The 14,858-nt window shown below is 72.7% G+C and carries 13 protein-coding genes and 2 pseudogenes; 5 read left to right on the forward strand and 10 right to left on the reverse strand.

The window, feature by feature from the left end:
* Positions 1-539: pseudogene (locus tag ACXN5W_RS29110) on the reverse strand (hypothetical protein); the annotation flags it as partial.
* Positions 540-961: 422 nt separating this feature from the next.
* Here ACXN5W_RS29110 and ACXN5W_RS29115 point away from each other — a divergent pair.
* Positions 962-2,578 (forward strand): glycosyltransferase family 39 protein, encoded by a 1,617-nt coding sequence (locus tag ACXN5W_RS29115; protein ID WP_473161588.1) that lies wholly within the window; start codon positions 962-964, stop codon positions 2,576-2,578.
* A gap of 10 nt (positions 2,579-2,588) precedes the next feature.
* Here the strand turns inward: ACXN5W_RS29115 and ACXN5W_RS29120 are convergent, their stop codons facing one another.
* Both ACXN5W_RS29120 and ACXN5W_RS29125 read right to left on the reverse strand, forming a co-directional pair.
* Positions 2,589-4,112, reverse strand: coding sequence for a histidine kinase N-terminal domain-containing protein (locus ACXN5W_RS29120; protein WP_473161589.1), 1,524 nt, complete (start codon positions 4,110-4,112; stop codon positions 2,589-2,591).
* A 50-nt stretch (positions 4,113-4,162) separates the two neighbouring features.
* A complete protein-coding gene (locus tag ACXN5W_RS29125; RefSeq protein WP_473161599.1) occupies positions 4,163-5,194 on the reverse strand; it encodes an SIS domain-containing protein in 1,032 nt (343 codons plus the stop codon).
* A gap of 234 nt (positions 5,195-5,428) precedes the next feature.
* On the opposite strand from ACXN5W_RS29125, the gene ACXN5W_RS29130 reads away from it, so the two are divergent.
* A complete protein-coding gene (locus ACXN5W_RS29130) occupies positions 5,429-7,261 on the forward strand; it encodes a tetratricopeptide repeat protein (protein ID WP_473161590.1) in 1,833 nt (610 codons plus the stop codon).
* 45 nt (positions 7,262-7,306) lie between these two features.
* Here the strand turns inward: ACXN5W_RS29130 and ACXN5W_RS29135 are convergent, their stop codons facing one another.
* Complete coding sequence (locus tag ACXN5W_RS29135; protein ID WP_473161591.1) at positions 7,307-8,905, reverse strand: MDR family MFS transporter; 1,599 nt, start codon at positions 8,903-8,905, stop codon at positions 7,307-7,309.
* A 115-nt stretch (positions 8,906-9,020) separates the two neighbouring features.
* Between ACXN5W_RS29135 and ACXN5W_RS29140 the strand changes: the two genes are divergently transcribed.
* Positions 9,021-9,602, forward strand: coding sequence for a TetR/AcrR family transcriptional regulator (locus ACXN5W_RS29140; protein ID WP_473161592.1), 582 nt, complete (start codon positions 9,021-9,023; stop codon positions 9,600-9,602).
* Positions 9,603-9,629: 27 nt separating this feature from the next.
* Here the strand turns inward: ACXN5W_RS29140 and ACXN5W_RS29145 are convergent, their stop codons facing one another.
* On the reverse strand, positions 9,630-9,845 hold the full coding sequence (locus ACXN5W_RS29145) for a biotin/lipoyl-binding carrier protein (RefSeq protein ID WP_473161593.1): 216 nt from the start codon (positions 9,843-9,845) through the stop codon (positions 9,630-9,632).
* 132 nt (positions 9,846-9,977) lie between these two features.
* Here ACXN5W_RS29145 and ACXN5W_RS29150 point away from each other — a divergent pair, with 132 nt between their 5' ends.
* A complete protein-coding gene (locus ACXN5W_RS29150; protein ID WP_369752275.1) occupies positions 9,978-10,052 on the forward strand; it encodes a 50S ribosomal protein bL37 in 75 nt (24 codons plus the stop codon).
* An 82-nt stretch (positions 10,053-10,134) separates the two neighbouring features.
* Here the strand turns inward: ACXN5W_RS29150 and rsrA are convergent, their stop codons facing one another.
* From rsrA to ACXN5W_RS29175, 5 genes are all read right to left on the reverse strand, one after another.
* Positions 10,135-10,428 carry a mycothiol system anti-sigma-R factor gene (gene rsrA / locus ACXN5W_RS29155; RefSeq protein WP_473161594.1) on the reverse strand — a complete coding sequence of 98 codons (294 nt, stop codon included), beginning with the start codon at positions 10,426-10,428 and terminating at the stop codon, positions 10,135-10,137.
* Between the two features lie 4 nt (positions 10,429-10,432).
* Positions 10,433-11,248 carry a sigma-70 family RNA polymerase sigma factor gene (locus tag ACXN5W_RS29160; RefSeq protein ID WP_473161595.1) on the reverse strand — a complete coding sequence of 272 codons (816 nt, stop codon included), beginning with the start codon at positions 11,246-11,248 and terminating at the stop codon, positions 10,433-10,435.
* Between the two features lie 242 nt (positions 11,249-11,490).
* Complete coding sequence (locus ACXN5W_RS29165) at positions 11,491-12,105, reverse strand: alpha/beta hydrolase family protein (protein WP_473161596.1); 615 nt, start codon at positions 12,103-12,105, stop codon at positions 11,491-11,493.
* Between the two features lie 115 nt (positions 12,106-12,220).
* A complete protein-coding gene (locus ACXN5W_RS29170; protein ID WP_473161597.1) occupies positions 12,221-12,616 on the reverse strand; it encodes a WhiB family transcriptional regulator in 396 nt (131 codons plus the stop codon).
* A gap of 266 nt (positions 12,617-12,882) precedes the next feature.
* Entirely contained in the window at positions 12,883-13,710 is an 828-nt protein-coding gene (locus tag ACXN5W_RS29175) for an SOS response-associated peptidase (protein ID WP_473161598.1), read from the reverse strand.
* A gap of 244 nt (positions 13,711-13,954) precedes the next feature.
* On the opposite strand from ACXN5W_RS29175, the pseudogene ACXN5W_RS29180 reads away from it, so the two are divergent.
* A pseudogene (locus ACXN5W_RS29180) lies at positions 13,955-14,776 on the forward strand (3-phosphoshikimate 1-carboxyvinyltransferase); the annotation flags it as partial.
* Positions 14,777-14,858 lie beyond the last annotated feature (82 nt).

The raw sequence follows: 14,858 nt of genomic DNA on the forward strand, positions 1-14,858 counted from the left end.
ACGTCCTCGATGCGGACCCAGTGCAGCTGGATGTTCTGCCGGTCGGTGATGTCGGCGGTGTTCCGGGCGTACCGCTCGGAGATCTCGGCCACGGTCCGCAGCTGGTCCAGGCTGAGCTGGCCGCCGTCGACCCGGACCCGGAGCATGAAGTACTCGTCCTCCAGCTCGTGCGGCTCCAGGACGGCGGTGCGTCCGCCGTCGATCCCCGCCCGACGCTGGGTGTAGAGACCCCACCAACGGAACCGGCCACGCAGGTCGGTCGGGTCGATGGCCGCGAAGCCCCGATGGGCGTAGATGTTCTCGATCCGGGCCCGGACGTTCAGCGGATCGTCGTCCTTCTTCGTCCGCTCGTTGGCGTTGAGCGGTTCCCGGTGCCCGAGCGCCCACTGTCCCTCGCCGCGGGCCCGGCCCGGGCGACGGGCGGGCGTGGGCCGGCCGGGGGCGGCGGCCCTGGTGGGCCGGCCGGGAGCGCCACCGGGGGTGGCCCCGTCGGCGGGCGTGGTCGGATCGGGTCGGGCCGGGGTGCTGTCGGCCACCATCGCAATGTCCTCCGTTGGCTCTCGCGCGGAACGATCGGCGAGCGTGGCCGGGGCGGCGGCCCGTTGTCACCGATTAGGGCGAATCCGGAGGAACGACGATGTCCCAGGGCCGGCGCGGCACGCCCGGGACGGTTGGAGGTCCGGAGCGTCAGAGGGCCGGACAGATCGCGCTGCGGACGCGCCCGTAGTCTACGTGGCGACGAGCCACGAGGCGGCGCTCGACGGCGGCGGTCATACGGCCATGCTGCCACACCTGACGCCGCCCCGGCCAGGTGCGGGTGCGCCAGGTCTCACCTGCCGGGCACCGGGTCAGGGTCCAGCCGATGGCGCGAGTCGGCCGGTCCGGACCGGGTGGATGTGGTGAGCTGGATTCGCGAACCGCGTGGGGCGGTGCTGGTGACCAGGGCGGAGAGGACGGTCGGATGCGGTCGAGGACCACACTCACCGGCGGGCGGGGTGAGGATCCGGGCGTCGATGCCGGCCGTACCGCTGGGCCGGATCCGGCGGATCCGGCGGCCCGACCGCCGGCGGCGGCCGATTCAGAAGCGACAGGCGTCGATCCGACCGGTCCCGACGCCGGCGCCAGCCCACCGGACGCCTGGACCTCGGCGCTCCGCTGGGTGACGCGGGTCTACTGGCTCTGGCCGGCCCTGCTGACGCTGGCGGTCGCCGGGTCCCGCGCCGGGGACGCCGAGCCGTGGCGGGACGAACTGGCCACCTGGAGCGCGGCCAGCCGGCCGTTCTACCAGGTGTTGCGGATGGCGAACCACGTCGACGCGGTCAGCTCCCCGTACTACCTGTTCATGTGGGCCTGGATCCGGATCGCCGGCGACGCGCCGCTGACCATGCGGCTGCCCTCGATCGCCGCGATGGTCGGCACCGCCGCCCTGCTCGCCGTGCTGGGTCGCCGACTCTTCGGCCTCCGGGTCGGGCTGGCCGCCGGCCTGCTCCTCGCGGTGCTCCCGGCGACCTCCCGGTACGCGCAGGAAGCCCGCGGTTACGCGTTCGCCATGCTGTTCACGGTCTTCTCGACCCTGCTGCTGGTCCGGGCGCTGGACCGGCCCACCGCCCGGCGGTGGCTGTGGTACGGCCTGGCCGTCTACGGGCTGGGCCTGTCCAACCTGCTGATGCTGATGGTGCTGGCCGGGCACGCGGTGGCCGTGCTGACCGCGCCCCGGGTGGCCGGCCGGCGCCCGCTGCCGGGTTGGCTGAGCACCGTCGTGGCGGTCGGCGTCGGGGTCCTGCCCCTGGTGTGGCTCGGCCGCCACCAGCGCACCGAGCAACTCGACTGGGTGCCGCTGGCCAAGATCGAGGCCCTGCCGGACCTGCCCGGTGGCGTCTTCGGCAACTCGACAGTCGGTGGCCTGATCCTCGGGCTCGCCGCGCTCGGTTGGGCGCTGCGCGGCCGGTGGGGTGCGATCCTCGGACTGGCCGCGCTCGCCCCGGTGACCGTGCTGTTCTTCGCCGGCCAGCAACAACCGCTGTTCGTGGCCCGCTACCTGCTGTTCGTCGTACCGGTGCTGACCCTGCTGGGCGCCGCCACGCTCGACCGGGTACGCCCGGCCGCGATGCTGGCGATCGTCTCGGTGGTCGCCTTCCTCGGCGCGAACGCGCAGCTGGGACTGCGGGTGACCCACGAGTGGCCACGCTCGGCCCCCCGGTTGTACTCGGCGGCGGCCCGGATCATCGGCCAGCAGGAGCGCCCCGGCGACGGCATCGTCTATCCGGACCGGGGTGACTGGTCGTTCCTGGACGTGTCCATGGCCTACCACCTGGGCGACCGGACCCCACGGGACGTGCTGCTCAAGCGGTCCGCGCAGCAGCGCGGCACGCTGTGGGCCAGCGAGTGCGCCGACCCGGGCCCGTGCCTGGCCAACACCGACCGGATCTGGGTGGTGGCCGTCGGCGAGCCCACCGATCCGCTGAAGACGATGACGGCGAAGAAGGCGGCCGCGGTCCGCGAGCGGTACCGGCTGGACAGCACCTGGACCGTGCCGGGCCTCACGGTCGCGCTGTACGCCCGGACTCCCGGCGGCTGACCGGCGCCGCTCAGCCGGTCCGTTTCGACCGGTGCAGTGGCACCACCAGGATCGCCTCGGTGCCGCGCTCGGCCCGGTTGCGCAGCTCGATGGTCCCGCGCAGCTCACCGGTGGCCAGCGCCCGGACGATCTGCAGCCCCAACCGGCCGCTGCGGTCCCGGTCGAAGTCGGTCGGCAGTCCCTGGCCGTTGTCGGCCACCGAGACGTGCAGTTGCTTGCGGAACCGGTGCGCCGACACCACCACCTCGGGCTGGGTGCCGTCCGATTCCGCGCCGTCGATCGGGAACCCGTGCTCGACGGCGTTCAGCAGCAGCTCGTTCAGGACCATCACCAGCGAGGTGGCGAGTTCGGCCGGCAGCACGCCGAAGGAACCCTGCCGCTGCATCCGTACCGTGAAGTCGGTGGCCGCGACCTCGGTGGCGGCCGCGGCCACCCGGTCGACGATGCCGTCGAACTCCACCGCCTCGTCGCTGGACATCGAGAGCGTCTCGTGGACCAGGGCGATGGAGGCCACCCGGCGGACCGACTCCTCCAGCGCGGCGCGGGCGGCCGGGCTGTCCACCCGGCGGGCCTGGAGACGCAGCAACGCGGCCACCGTCTGGAGGTTGTTCTTCACCCGGTGGTGGATCTCCCGGATGGTGGCGTCCTTCGTCATCAGCGCGCGGTCCCGGCGCCGTACCTCGGTCATGTCGCGGACCAGGACCAGCGCGCCGATCGGCACGCCCGCGGGCATCAGGGGCAGCGCCCGGGTCAGCACGGTGGCGCCGCGCGCCTCGATCTCCCGCCGTCGCGGTGCCTCGCCACGCAGCGCCGCCAGGACGGCGTTCGCGGCCTCCGTACCGTCCAGCGGATCGGTGGCCAGCCGGCCGTTGAGGGTGGCCAGGTCCTCGCCGACCAGGTGCGAGGAGAAACCGAGCCGACGGTACGCGGACTGCGCGTTCGGGCTGGCGTAGGTGACCTTGCCGGTGGCGTCCAACCGGACCAGGCCGTCGCCGACCCGGGGCGCCGAGGTGGTCTCGCCCGGGTGGCGGGGTGGCGGGAAGGTGCCGTCCGAGACCATCTGGGCCAGGTCGTCGGCGGTGGTCAGGTAGTTGAGTTCCAACTGGCTGGGCGTGCGGGCGGTGGAGAGGTTGGTGTCCCGGCCGACCACGGCGATCACCTCGCCGGCCTCGCCCTCGGCGGTCCGCAGCCGGACCGGGATGGCCTCGTGCCGGGCCGGGGTGTCGCCGTACCAGACCGGGTCGCCCTCCCGCCAGATCCGGCCCTGGCTGTACGCGATGGCCAGGTGCGCCACCTCGGGGCCGCCGACAATCCGGCCCACCTGGTCGTCCTGGTAGGCCGTGGGCGCCGTGGTGGGCCGGACCTGCGCCACGCAGAGGAACGACCCCTCGCCGTCCACCGGCGCCCAGAGCAACAGGTCCGCGAAGGACAGGTCGGAGAGCAGTTGCCAGTCGCCGGCGACCCGGTGCAGGTGGTCGATGTCGCCGGGCCGCAGCGCGGTGTGTTCCTCGGCAAGATCACGCAGGGTTGACACACGGCAAGACTGCCACGCCCCGGTCGTGGATGGCGTGACCGGACGGGCGTTTACCGGGTGTTGGTGACCTTCTTGAGCCCGCGCGGGGCGTCCGGGTCCTCGCCCCGGGCCACCGCCAGGGCCATGGCCAGCCGTTGGAGCGGCAGGATGTCCAGCAGCGGCGCGTACCGCTCGTCCACCTCGGGCACCGGGATCCGGGCCGCGCCGGGGACCTCGGCCGAGCCGATCGTGACCACGTCGGCGCCCCGCTCGGCCAGCCGGGGCAGCACCTCCCGCATCGCGGCGCCGCCGGGCCCCGAGCCCACCACGGCGAGCACCGGTACGTCCGGGTCGGTCATCGCGAGCGGACCGTGCAGCAGGTCGGCCCCGGAGAACGCCAGGGCCGGCAGGTACGACGTCTCCATCAGCTTCAGCGCCGCCTCCCGGGCGGTCGGGTAGGCGTACCCGCGTCCGGTGGTGACCAGTTGGGCGGCGAACCGGTACCTCGGCGCCGCCGCCGACGCCGCCGGGTCGGCCAGGGCCCGGTCCGCCAGCTCGGGCAGCTCGTCCAGCGCCGCCCGCTCGGCCGCCGGGAGTCGCCCGTCGCCGGCCCGGATGCCTTCCACCAGCATCAGCAGCGCGAGCAGTTCCGCCGTGTACGTCTTGGTGGCGGCCACCGCCCGCTCGTGCCCGGCCGCGATGTCGACGGCCAGCTCGGCGGTGCCGGCGAGTGCCGAGTCCGGCGAGTTGGTCACGGCCAGGGTGAGCGCGCCGCATTCCCGGGCCACCCGGAGCACCTCGGCCAGGTCGGCCGAGCCGCCGCTCTGGCTCACCCCGACCACGAGCGCGTCGGACAGGTCGGGCCGGGCCCCGAACAGGGTCACGGCGCTCGGCGAGGCGAGCCCGGCGGGCAGGCCGAGCCGGATCTCGGTGAGGTAGGCGGCGTAGAGCGCCGCGTGGTCCGAGGTGCCGCGGGCGGCGTACACCACGTGTCGGGGGCGGCGCTCGGCGATCGTCCGGGCGACCCGGGCGAGTTCCGCGGCCCGGTCCGGTTCGAGCAGCCGGGCGTAGCCGGCGGGCTGTTCGGCGATGTCCGCCGCCATCCCGGATCCGGGTCGAGTCATCGCCGCCTCCTCGGGTGTCGGGATGTGGTCGCGGCTGGCGCCTTGTGAGGCCGAGCGCGCACATCCCGCGCGATTGTCTGAGCATACTTGCACGTTTTCGCGGTTTTCAGCAATCTATCGATCAGTAGTGCGCATTGGATCACTAATGGCAACGACCATGCCCTAGGCTGCCCTGCCCAAGGGAGCCAAACATGGATCGGAGAGTTCGGCGCCGTGTCCGAGGGAATCGACGACCCCCGGCTCTCGGCCGAGGGTGAGCTGGCCCTGGCCCGGCTCGCGCTGGCGCAGGGGGATCTGACGCACGCCGCCGGCCACGTGGCCGGGGCGCTCGCGCACGCACCGACACTGCCCGAGGTGCACGAGGTGCTCGCCCAGCTCGCCGCCCGGACCGACGGCGGGTTGGAGCTGTTCACGCTGCGGCAACACGCCTTCATCGGCACGGTGGTGGCCCGCGCCCACCTGCTGGCCGCCGCCGGCCGACCGACCGAAGGGCTCGAACTGCTGGCCACGGCCACCGGATACGCCCCCGGGGTGGACTGGGCCGGGGTGCCCTGGGTCGGCGCGCCCGACCTCGTCGAGCAGGTCGACCCGGACCGGCTGGCCCAGTTGCTCATGCGGATCTGCGCCGGCGTGCCGGACCCGGCGCCGACGCCCAGCCGAGCCGCGCTGCGCCCGTACCTGCGGTTGGCCGAACACGCGATAGCCCGCCACCCGCGGGCGGCGCTGCTGCTCGGCGCGGCGTCCGCGCTGGCCCGCCGGCTGGACGAGGCGGCCCTGGCGGTCCGGTGGGCGACCGCGGGTGCCCGGCTGGCGCCGTCGAAACTCGGCGAGGTGTGGCTGGGGTACGCCCAGCGCAGCGCCGGGCGGATCGACGAGGCGCTCGACGCGCTCTACCGGGCGGTCGCGTACGACCCGGACGACCTGTCCGTCTACGCCGACATCGCCGGGACCCTGGCCGACAACGGCCGGCTGGACGAGGCGCTGCGCTGGATCGACCAGGCCCTGGAGCGCGACCCGACCTTCGACTGCGCGGTACACACCGCCCATCGGCTGCGCTACCGGCAGGACGCCTCGCTGCGGCACCTGATCGCCCTCGCGGACTTCCGGCGCGAGCATCCCGACGACACGCACGAGCACACCGACCTGGCCGAGTGCTGCGCCGGTGAACCCTGGCTGGGTCGGCTGCCGGCCGCCGAGGAGGCGGTGGTCAACGTGCTGCGCCGGATGCTGGCCGACGGGCACGGGCGGGGCGCGGCCGGGGTGGTCGCACAGGGGCGGGTCCGGCTCAGCGGCCTGGAGCCGCCGAGCGCGATGCGCACCCTGACTCTGACGGCGCCGGGCCTCACGCCGGACGTCGAGCGCGTCCCGGAGCCGGATCCACGACGTCCCCGCCGCGCCGTCGAGCGCCGGCTCTGGCGGTACGTCGGCACCGAGGCGCTGCCCGTCGTACCGGAGCCGTCGGCGGCGGCCGCCGCGCTGGTCCGCCAACTCGCCCGGCCGGTCTGGCGACATCCGCCGGCCGCCTACGACGAGGCGGTCGGGCTCGCCATGATCGACCTGGACGACCTGATCGGGCTGCTGGCACACCCGCCCCCGGTCCCGGACGACCCGCTCGGGCAGGCGCTGCGGGATCACGACCCCGCCCTGTGGGTGCGCTGCGTGCAGGTCTGGGCCTGTCTCGGGCTGCTGCACCACCGCACCGACGAGCCGTGGGAGAACTCCACCCGCCGCCGGGTGCTGCTCGACCTCGTCTGGGGGGTAGAGGACTGGGTGGTCGAGGCGGCCCTGTTCGCGCTGGTCACGTACGCCTGGGTGGAACCCTCCGTACGCACCGAGGTGGCCCGGGTCGTCACCGAGCGGCTGGCCGACGGCATGGCGGTGGCCCGGACCCGGCCGGTCTCCATCCTGCGTTCCCTGGCCCAGATGGTGTTGACCACGCCCGCCGTGGGGGCGGGCGTGGTCAACGTGAACCGGAACCTGCTCGGTACGGCCGGGCGGCCCGGCCGGCTGGCCCGGCTGTGGCGACGGATCACCCGCCGCCACTGAGTCCCCGGGTCGGCCCGGGGACTCAGTGGGCGGCCCGGACCCGGGTCAGTGGATCGGCGCCTCCGCGAGCGCGGTCTCGGCCTGGTCCTCCGGGGTCTGCTGGGGGGCGGCGTCGGACGCGCCCCGCAGCGGGATCTCCTTGATGAACCAGGCGAGCACCGGCACGGCGACCGTGAACAGGAGCGCCCAACCGAAGACCCCGGCGATCGAGTCCGCGAGGCCTCCCAGGACCGCCTCCCGGACCGGGCCGGCCAGCTCCTTGAGCTTGGCGGGGTTCATGCCCGCGCCACCGGACGAGCCGGAACCGGCCGAACCGAGGAACGGGCCGGCGCTGGACGCCGCGAGTCGGCTGGCGAAGATCGCGCCGAACAGCGAGATGCCGAACGACCCACCGATCGAGCGGAAGAAGGTGGCCGCGCCACTCGCGGCACCCAGGTCGCGCTGCTCGACGCTGTTCTGCGCGATCAGCATCGAGGTCTGCATGAGGAAGCCCATGCCGACGCCGAGCACCACCATGTACGTCGCCAGCTCGACCTTGCTGGTGTGGACGTCGAGCAGGGTGAGCAGCCCCATGCCGACCGCCATGACCACGCCGCCGATGATCGGGAAGATCCGGTAGCGGCCGGTCTTGGTGATCACCCGGCCCGCGACGATCGACACCACCAGCATGCCGAACATCAGCGGGAGCAGCAGCAGGCCGCTGTTGGTGGCCGAGGCCCCCTGCACGGTCTGCTGGAACAGCGGGAGGAAGTTCATCGCGCCGAACATCGAGAAGCCGAGCAGGAAGCCGACGGCCGAGATCAGCGCGAAGTTGCGGTTGGCGAACAGGCCCAGCGGCAGGATCGGTTCGGGCACCCGGCGCTCGACCACGGCGAACGCCACCAGGCTCAGCAGGGCGAGCGCGGCGAGGCCGAGGATCTGCGCGGACCGCCAGGCGTACTCGTTGCCGCCCCAGGTGGTGACCAGGACGATCGCGGTGATGCCCACCGAGAGCAGCCCGGCGCCCAGCCAGTCGATCTTGTGCTCGGTCCGGTACTTCGGCAGGTGCATGGTGGTGGCCAGGACCAGCAGCGCGACGCCGCCGAGCGGCAGGTTGACGTAGAACGCCCACCGCCAGGACAGGTTGTCGGTGATGAAACCGCCGATCAGCGGGCCCGCGACCATGGCGATGGCCATGATGCCGGCGATCATGCCCTGGTAGCGACCCCGCTCGCGGGGCGGCACGAGGTCACCGATGATCGCCATCACACCGACCATCAGGCCACCCGCGCCCAGACCCTGGACGGCACGGAAGGCGATCAGCTGGACCATGCCGTCGGCCGGGCCGCCGAGCATCCCGGAACCGGACATTCCGCAGAGCGCCGAGCCGATCAGGAAGATCACGATGGAGGTGAGGAAGACCGTCTTGCGGCCGTACAGGTCGCCCAGCTTTCCCCAGATCGGCGTGGAGACCGTGGTCCCGAGCACGTACGCCGTGACGACCCAGGTGAAGTGGCTCAGGCCGCCGAACTCACCCACGATCCGGGGCAGCGCGGTGCTGACGATCATGTTGTCCAGCATCGCGAGCATCATCGCGATCATGAGGCCGCCGAGCACGACCCGGATGTTGGGTCGGACCGTTGTGGCCTGTGTGGTGTCGGTCATCAGGAGGCTCCCCCAGTGCGGTTACGGCATGCTTACCAGTCGGCCGGCTAGTAAGCTTACTAGCCGTACGGTAAGCTCAATGCCGGATATCGGTCAACCGAGTTAGGCGGTTTTCGTGAGCGAGGGCACAGGGGGTACCCGATCGCGGATCCAGGAGGTGGCGCTCGAACTGTTCACCGAACAGGGATACGAGAAGACGTCGCTCCGGGAGATCGCCGAGCGGCTCGGGGTCACCAAGGCCGCGCTCTACTACCACTTCAAGAGCAAGGACGACATCGTCAACAGCTTCGTCCAGGACCGGATCGATGGACTGGACGCGCTGGTGGACCGCGCTCAGCAGCGACCGAGTGACATGGCCGGCCGGCGCAAGCTGATCGAGGAGTACGCCGACGAGATCTTCGGTCAGCACAGCCACGAGGTCATGCGGTTCTTCGAGCAGAACCAGACGGTGCTCAAGAGCCTGACGGCCGGGCAGATGATGCGGGACCGGTTGCTGCGGCTGGCCGATGTGCTGGCCGGACCCGAGCCGTCGCCGGGCGACCGGATCCGGGCCACGCTCTCGCTGTTCGCCGTCCACAGCAGTTGGTTCACGCTGCGCGAACCCGACATCGACGAGCAGGAGCGTCGGCGGCTCGCGCTGGAGGTCGCGTTCGAGCTGCTGGACCGGATCGACGAGCCGAGCCCGCCGGCCAGCTGAGCCGGGCCGGCCGGCCCGGCGGCCCGCTCACTCGATGACGGCGATCAGATCCCCGTCTTGGACCACGTCGCCCTCGTTCACGGACAGCCGCTGGACGACGCCGTCGGACTCGGCCACGACCGGAATCTCCATCTTCATGGATTCGAGGATGACCAGCGTGTCGCCCTCGGAAACGGTGTCGCCCGCGGCGGCGACGACCTTCCACACGTTCGCCACCATCTCGGCGCGGATCTCGTCGGCCATGGGCTGCGGCCCTCCCTCATCGTCCGGTGTGCCTGCGACGTATCCAATCATGCGGGCGGTCCGCTGCGGCGTGTGACAGCGCCCGACTACCATCGGCAGGTCACACGACGGGTGGACAACAAGGGAGTCGACATGGCCAAGAAGGCCCGTAAGAAGAAGGCCCGCAAGAAGAGCTCGGCCAACCACGGCAAGCGCCCCAACTCCTGACGGAGCGGCACAGCCCGCTCCGCACGGGGCGGCACAGGCCGATCCGGGCCGGGACCGGTCCGACCGGCCCGGCCCGGCCGGGTCACTCGGCCAGGTACTCCCGGGCGTCGGTCTCGATGACCAGCTCGGCGAGGCGTACCCGCAGCCGCTCACGCAGCTCGACCGGAGCCTTCTCGTTGCCGCAGCAGCGCGCGACCAGCGCCTTGACCTCCCGCTCGATGCCGTACTCACGCAGGCACGGCGAGCAGCCGTCCAGGTGGTGCCGGATCTCGTCGCGGCGGCCGTCGGCACATTCAAGGTCAAGGTAGAGGTAGACCTCGGCGAGCACCTCTCGGCAGTCGGCGTGGTCGTGTTGAGGGCAGTTCTCGCTGCTCATGCGCTCACACCTCCCGGCTGGCCGCGGTGGCCCGGGTCGGTGAGGCCGCCCGGAAACCCCGGTCGGCAGCGTACTGTTCGAGCAGTTTGCGCAGATTGCGCCGGCCCCGATGCAGCCGGGACATCACGGTGCCGATCGGCGTGCCCATGATGTCGGCGACCTCCTTGTAGGAGAAGCCCTCCACGTCGGTCAGGTAGACCGCCAGCCGGAACTCCTCCGGCAGTTGCTGCAGCGCGCCCTTGACGTCGCTGTCCGGCAGCCGGTCGAGCGCCTCGGTCTCCGCCGACCGCAGGCCGCTGGAGGTGTGCGACTCGGCCTCGGCGAGCTGCCAGTCGGTGATCTCCTCGGTGGGCGCCTGGACCGGCTGGCGCTGCCGCTTGCGGTAGGAGTTGATGTAGGTGTTGGTGAGGATGCGGTAGAGCCAGGCCTTGAGGTTGGTGCCCTCTTCGAACTGGTGAAAGGCGGCGAACGCCTTCAGATAGGTCTCCTGGACCAGATCCTCCGCGTCCGCCGGGTTGCGGGTCATCCGCAGACCAGCCGCGTAGAGCTGGTCAACGAAGGGCAGCGCGTCGCGCTCGAATCGCGCTCGACGCTCGTCCGTCTTCTCCGGTCGTGTCAACCGAATGTCTCCTCGTCCTCCAACCGACTCCCCCAGAGCCGACTGTCCCGCCGAGGATACGCGCAAACCATGACGGGCAGATTCCGAACGGGTGAGTGAGCCAGCACCCACCGCGGTCACGCCCCTCGGCCCGGTGGACCCCCGCGGGCCGGTCAACAGCTGCCGCACCGCATTACCGCGGGCAGCGCTCTCTCCGCGCATCGCGCTCCGTGTCCCGGTTGGCACGCTGATCGACTCCCTCATTCGACTCGGCTTCCGGGAGTAGTAACGCGATCCTGAGGTCCGGACATTCCACGGGACACCGGCCCGCTTCCCTGGTCCCAGCCGTGGCATCGGCCACCGCTGGGACCAGGAAGGGCCTGGGAGGACGGTGGCGGCGTCAGGCTCGACGGCCGTCACCATGGAGAGCAACGATCATCTGCGGAACGGGGAAACGGCCCGGATCAGCGCGCCCAGCCGCGCTCCCGGAGCCAGCCGAGCACCACCTGGGCCGTGCCGGTCGGGTCGCCCCGCAGATCGTGCCGCTCACCCGGCCGGATCTCGACGCGCACACCGACCGGCGGCGTCGGCACGCCGAACGGGTCCCGGTCGCCGTTCACCACCAGCGTGGGCAGACCGGTGTCGAGTTCCGCGTCCCGGGACCGTTCCGGCCGACCGGGCGGATGCGAGGGGAACGCGAGCGCCAGCACCCCGGCCGCACCCACCGCGCGGGCCGTCCGGCAGGCCACCCGAGCCCCGCTCGACCGACCGCCGACCACGAGCGGAAGGCCCGCGCCGACGCCCCGGACGAGCGCGTCGAGCACGGCCGTCCACGCCTGGTCGAGCTGCCCGGTGGGTGCCGGCGCCCGCCGTCCGGCCAGCCGGTACGGCTGGGTGACCCGCGCCACCAGCACCCCGGCCGACACCGCCGCGGCGGTGACCGCGACAAGGTCCGGCGCCGCCACGGTGCCGCCGGCGCCGTGCCCGAGCACGAGCAGGCTCAGCGGCGCTCCGTCGGGCGCGTCCTGCTCCACCGCGGCGGGTCCGACCGGAGTCTGGAACGCTTCAACCGGCTCCATACCGAGATTCTCCCGCCCCCGCCGAAGCCGGGGACCCGGCCCGGTGAACCGGCCTGGCGAAGTCGGTGCCCAGACGCGCGCGGACGGCCCAACCGAGGTGAGTCAGCGCCCGGGGTCAACGGCCGAGTGGGACCAGGGTGAGCAGGCGGTCCCGGACCGGAGGTCCGGCCTCGTCGGCGGCGTCCGGATCCCGTTCCACCTGACCGCGCCAGGCGAGCAGCATGGCCCGCCGTTCCCGAGGGGTCGTCCCGCCCCACACTCCGTGGCAGTCACCGACCTCCAGCGCCCAGGCCAGACAGGCACCCTGAACGTCGCAGGTGCGGCAGAGCGCCACGGCCGCGTCGGCCGGTTCGTTGGGCGCCGGAAAGAAGGTTTCCGGATCGACGCTCTGACATGCGCCACGGGTCCGCCAGGCATCGTCGGCCTGTCGGTCCCGCAAGGCTCTGAGCAGCCTCGGATCCCGCCGGGCCGCGGCCACTTCCTGCGGGCGGGGCATGCGCGCCCGTGTCATCAACCCACCTCCCCCGTGGGACCGGCACCATCGGTGGACGTCGCTCGCCCGGTGCGAACTGACACCCACTGCCGGCGCTGTGTTCTATCGCACTTGCGCGGGAGGAGACAAGAGTCTCGCAAAAACCTGCCTGAAAGATCGAGCGACGTTACGCCGCAACCTATGGCAAATCATCACCGGTGATCGCAGTGGGTATCGGAGCCGTACCACTCGGGGCGGCCGGCGGCGGAACGGCTCGCGGGATGGGCGGGCAGACCCGGAAGACCCTAAAAGAGGGCCAACCGCACCGGCTCCTCCGGGGGCGCGCCGGGCGCCGGCGCCGCCACCCGGGTGATCAGTCCGGGACCATCGCTGTGGACGTCCCCGACCGCCCGGCCGACCGGTCGGATCTCGATGCCGGCGATGGCCGCCGGATCCGGGGGCGCGAGCAGGTCGTCCGGGTCACCGCCGCCGGACAGCCAGGCCGACCAGCGCTCGGGCGGCAGTAGCAGCGGCATCCGGTCGTGCACCTCGGCCAGGTCCCCCAGCGCAGCCCGGGTGATGATGGCGCAGCTCAGCAGCCCGCCGTCGGTCCCCCGGACCCCGGGCGACCCGCCGCCACCCGCCGCGACGGCACTGTCCGGTCCACCGGCAGCACCCGCCGCCCCGGTGTCGTTCTGGTCGGGGCGGGAAGCCGGGGTCGGGCGCCAACTCGACCAGATGCCCGCGAAGGCCAGCACCGAGCCGTCCCGGGGGGTCATGAAGTACGGCTGCTTTCCGCCGTCCCGGCGCACCCACTCGTACCAACCGTCGGCCGGGACCAGGCAGCGGCGTCCCGCGAAGGACCGCGCGAAGGCCCGGCTGGTCGCGACCGTCTCGGCCCGAGCGTTGATCATCCGGGCTGCGCCACGGGCGTCCCGGGCCCACGACGGGATCAGCCCCCAGCGCGCGGTCGTCAACCGGCGCGCGCCCTCGGCCGACGCCCGGACCATCGGCACCGGGTCGGTCGGCGCGACGTTGTAGTCGACCCCGATCCCGTCGCCGGTGTCGTCGCCCGCCTCGAACAGCGCGCCGAGTTCGGCGGCGCCGCGGGTCGTCGCGTACCTCCCGCACATGGCCTCCACGCTAGTCCGCCGACCGCCCCCGCCGCCGCCCCACCCGCCTCGTCAGCGGCCCGACGACCTCGCCCTGCGCCGATGACAAGCCGCGCGTCCGCGTCGAATCACCGCAAGATCACCCGGGCCCCACGGATCAGCTCGACCGCTTACGGATCGACTCGACCGCACTCGATATCCCGCCAACCGGGAGTCGTCCAGAGCACGATCACATTTTGTCGAAATGAACCGGCAGAATGGAGCCGTGCCCAACCTGACCGCGACCCGCCCGCCCCAACCGTGGAGCGCACCGACCGCGAGCGGCCCGGTGGAGGCCACCCTCCGATTGCCCGGTTCCAAGTCGCTGACCGCCCGCGCGTTGGTGCTCAGCGCCTGCGCCACCGGGCCGTCGACGCTGCGTCGACCGCTGCGCGCGCGGGACACCGAGTTGATGGCGGCGGGGCTCCGGGCGATGGGCGCCCACGTCTCCGTGGTGGACGACGAACGGTGGCTGGTCCGGCCGCGGCAGTTGCAGGGGCCGGCCCACGTGGACGTGGGGTTGGCCGGCACCGTCATGCGCTTCCTGCCCCCGGTGGCCGGGCTGGCCAGCGGCCGGGTGACCTTCGACGGTGATCCGCAGGCCCGGCTCCGACCACTCGGCCAGCTGGTCGAGGCGCTGCGGTCACTCGGGGTACGGATCGAGGCCACCCCCGGCGGCGGCCTGCCGATGACCGTGCACGGCGCCGGCCGGGTCACCGGCGGTGAAGTGATCATCGACGCCTCCGCCTCCAGCCAACTCGTCTCCGGGCTGCTGCTGGCCGCCGCCCGGTTCGACCGGGGGCTGGTGGTCCGGCACGTGGGGCCACCGGTGCCGTCCGCGCCCCACGTCCGGATGACCGTACGGATGCTGCGGGCCGCCGGGGCCGGGGTCGACGACAGCACCCCCGACATCTGGGCGGTCGAGCCGGGCCGGCTCTCCGGGCGGGGCTGGGACATCGAACCCGACCTCTCCGGTGCGGTCCCGTTCTTCGCCGCCGCGCTCATCACCCAGGGCGAGGTGACCCTGCGGGACTGGCCGCACAACAGCGGGGGGGGGGTGGGACAGGGATGAGGGATCCTCTGCTCGCCGGGGGGGGGGGGGGGAGGCCCGCACCCAGGACGCCCAAGAG

Source organism: Plantactinospora sp. A48 (assembly GCF_055793945.1).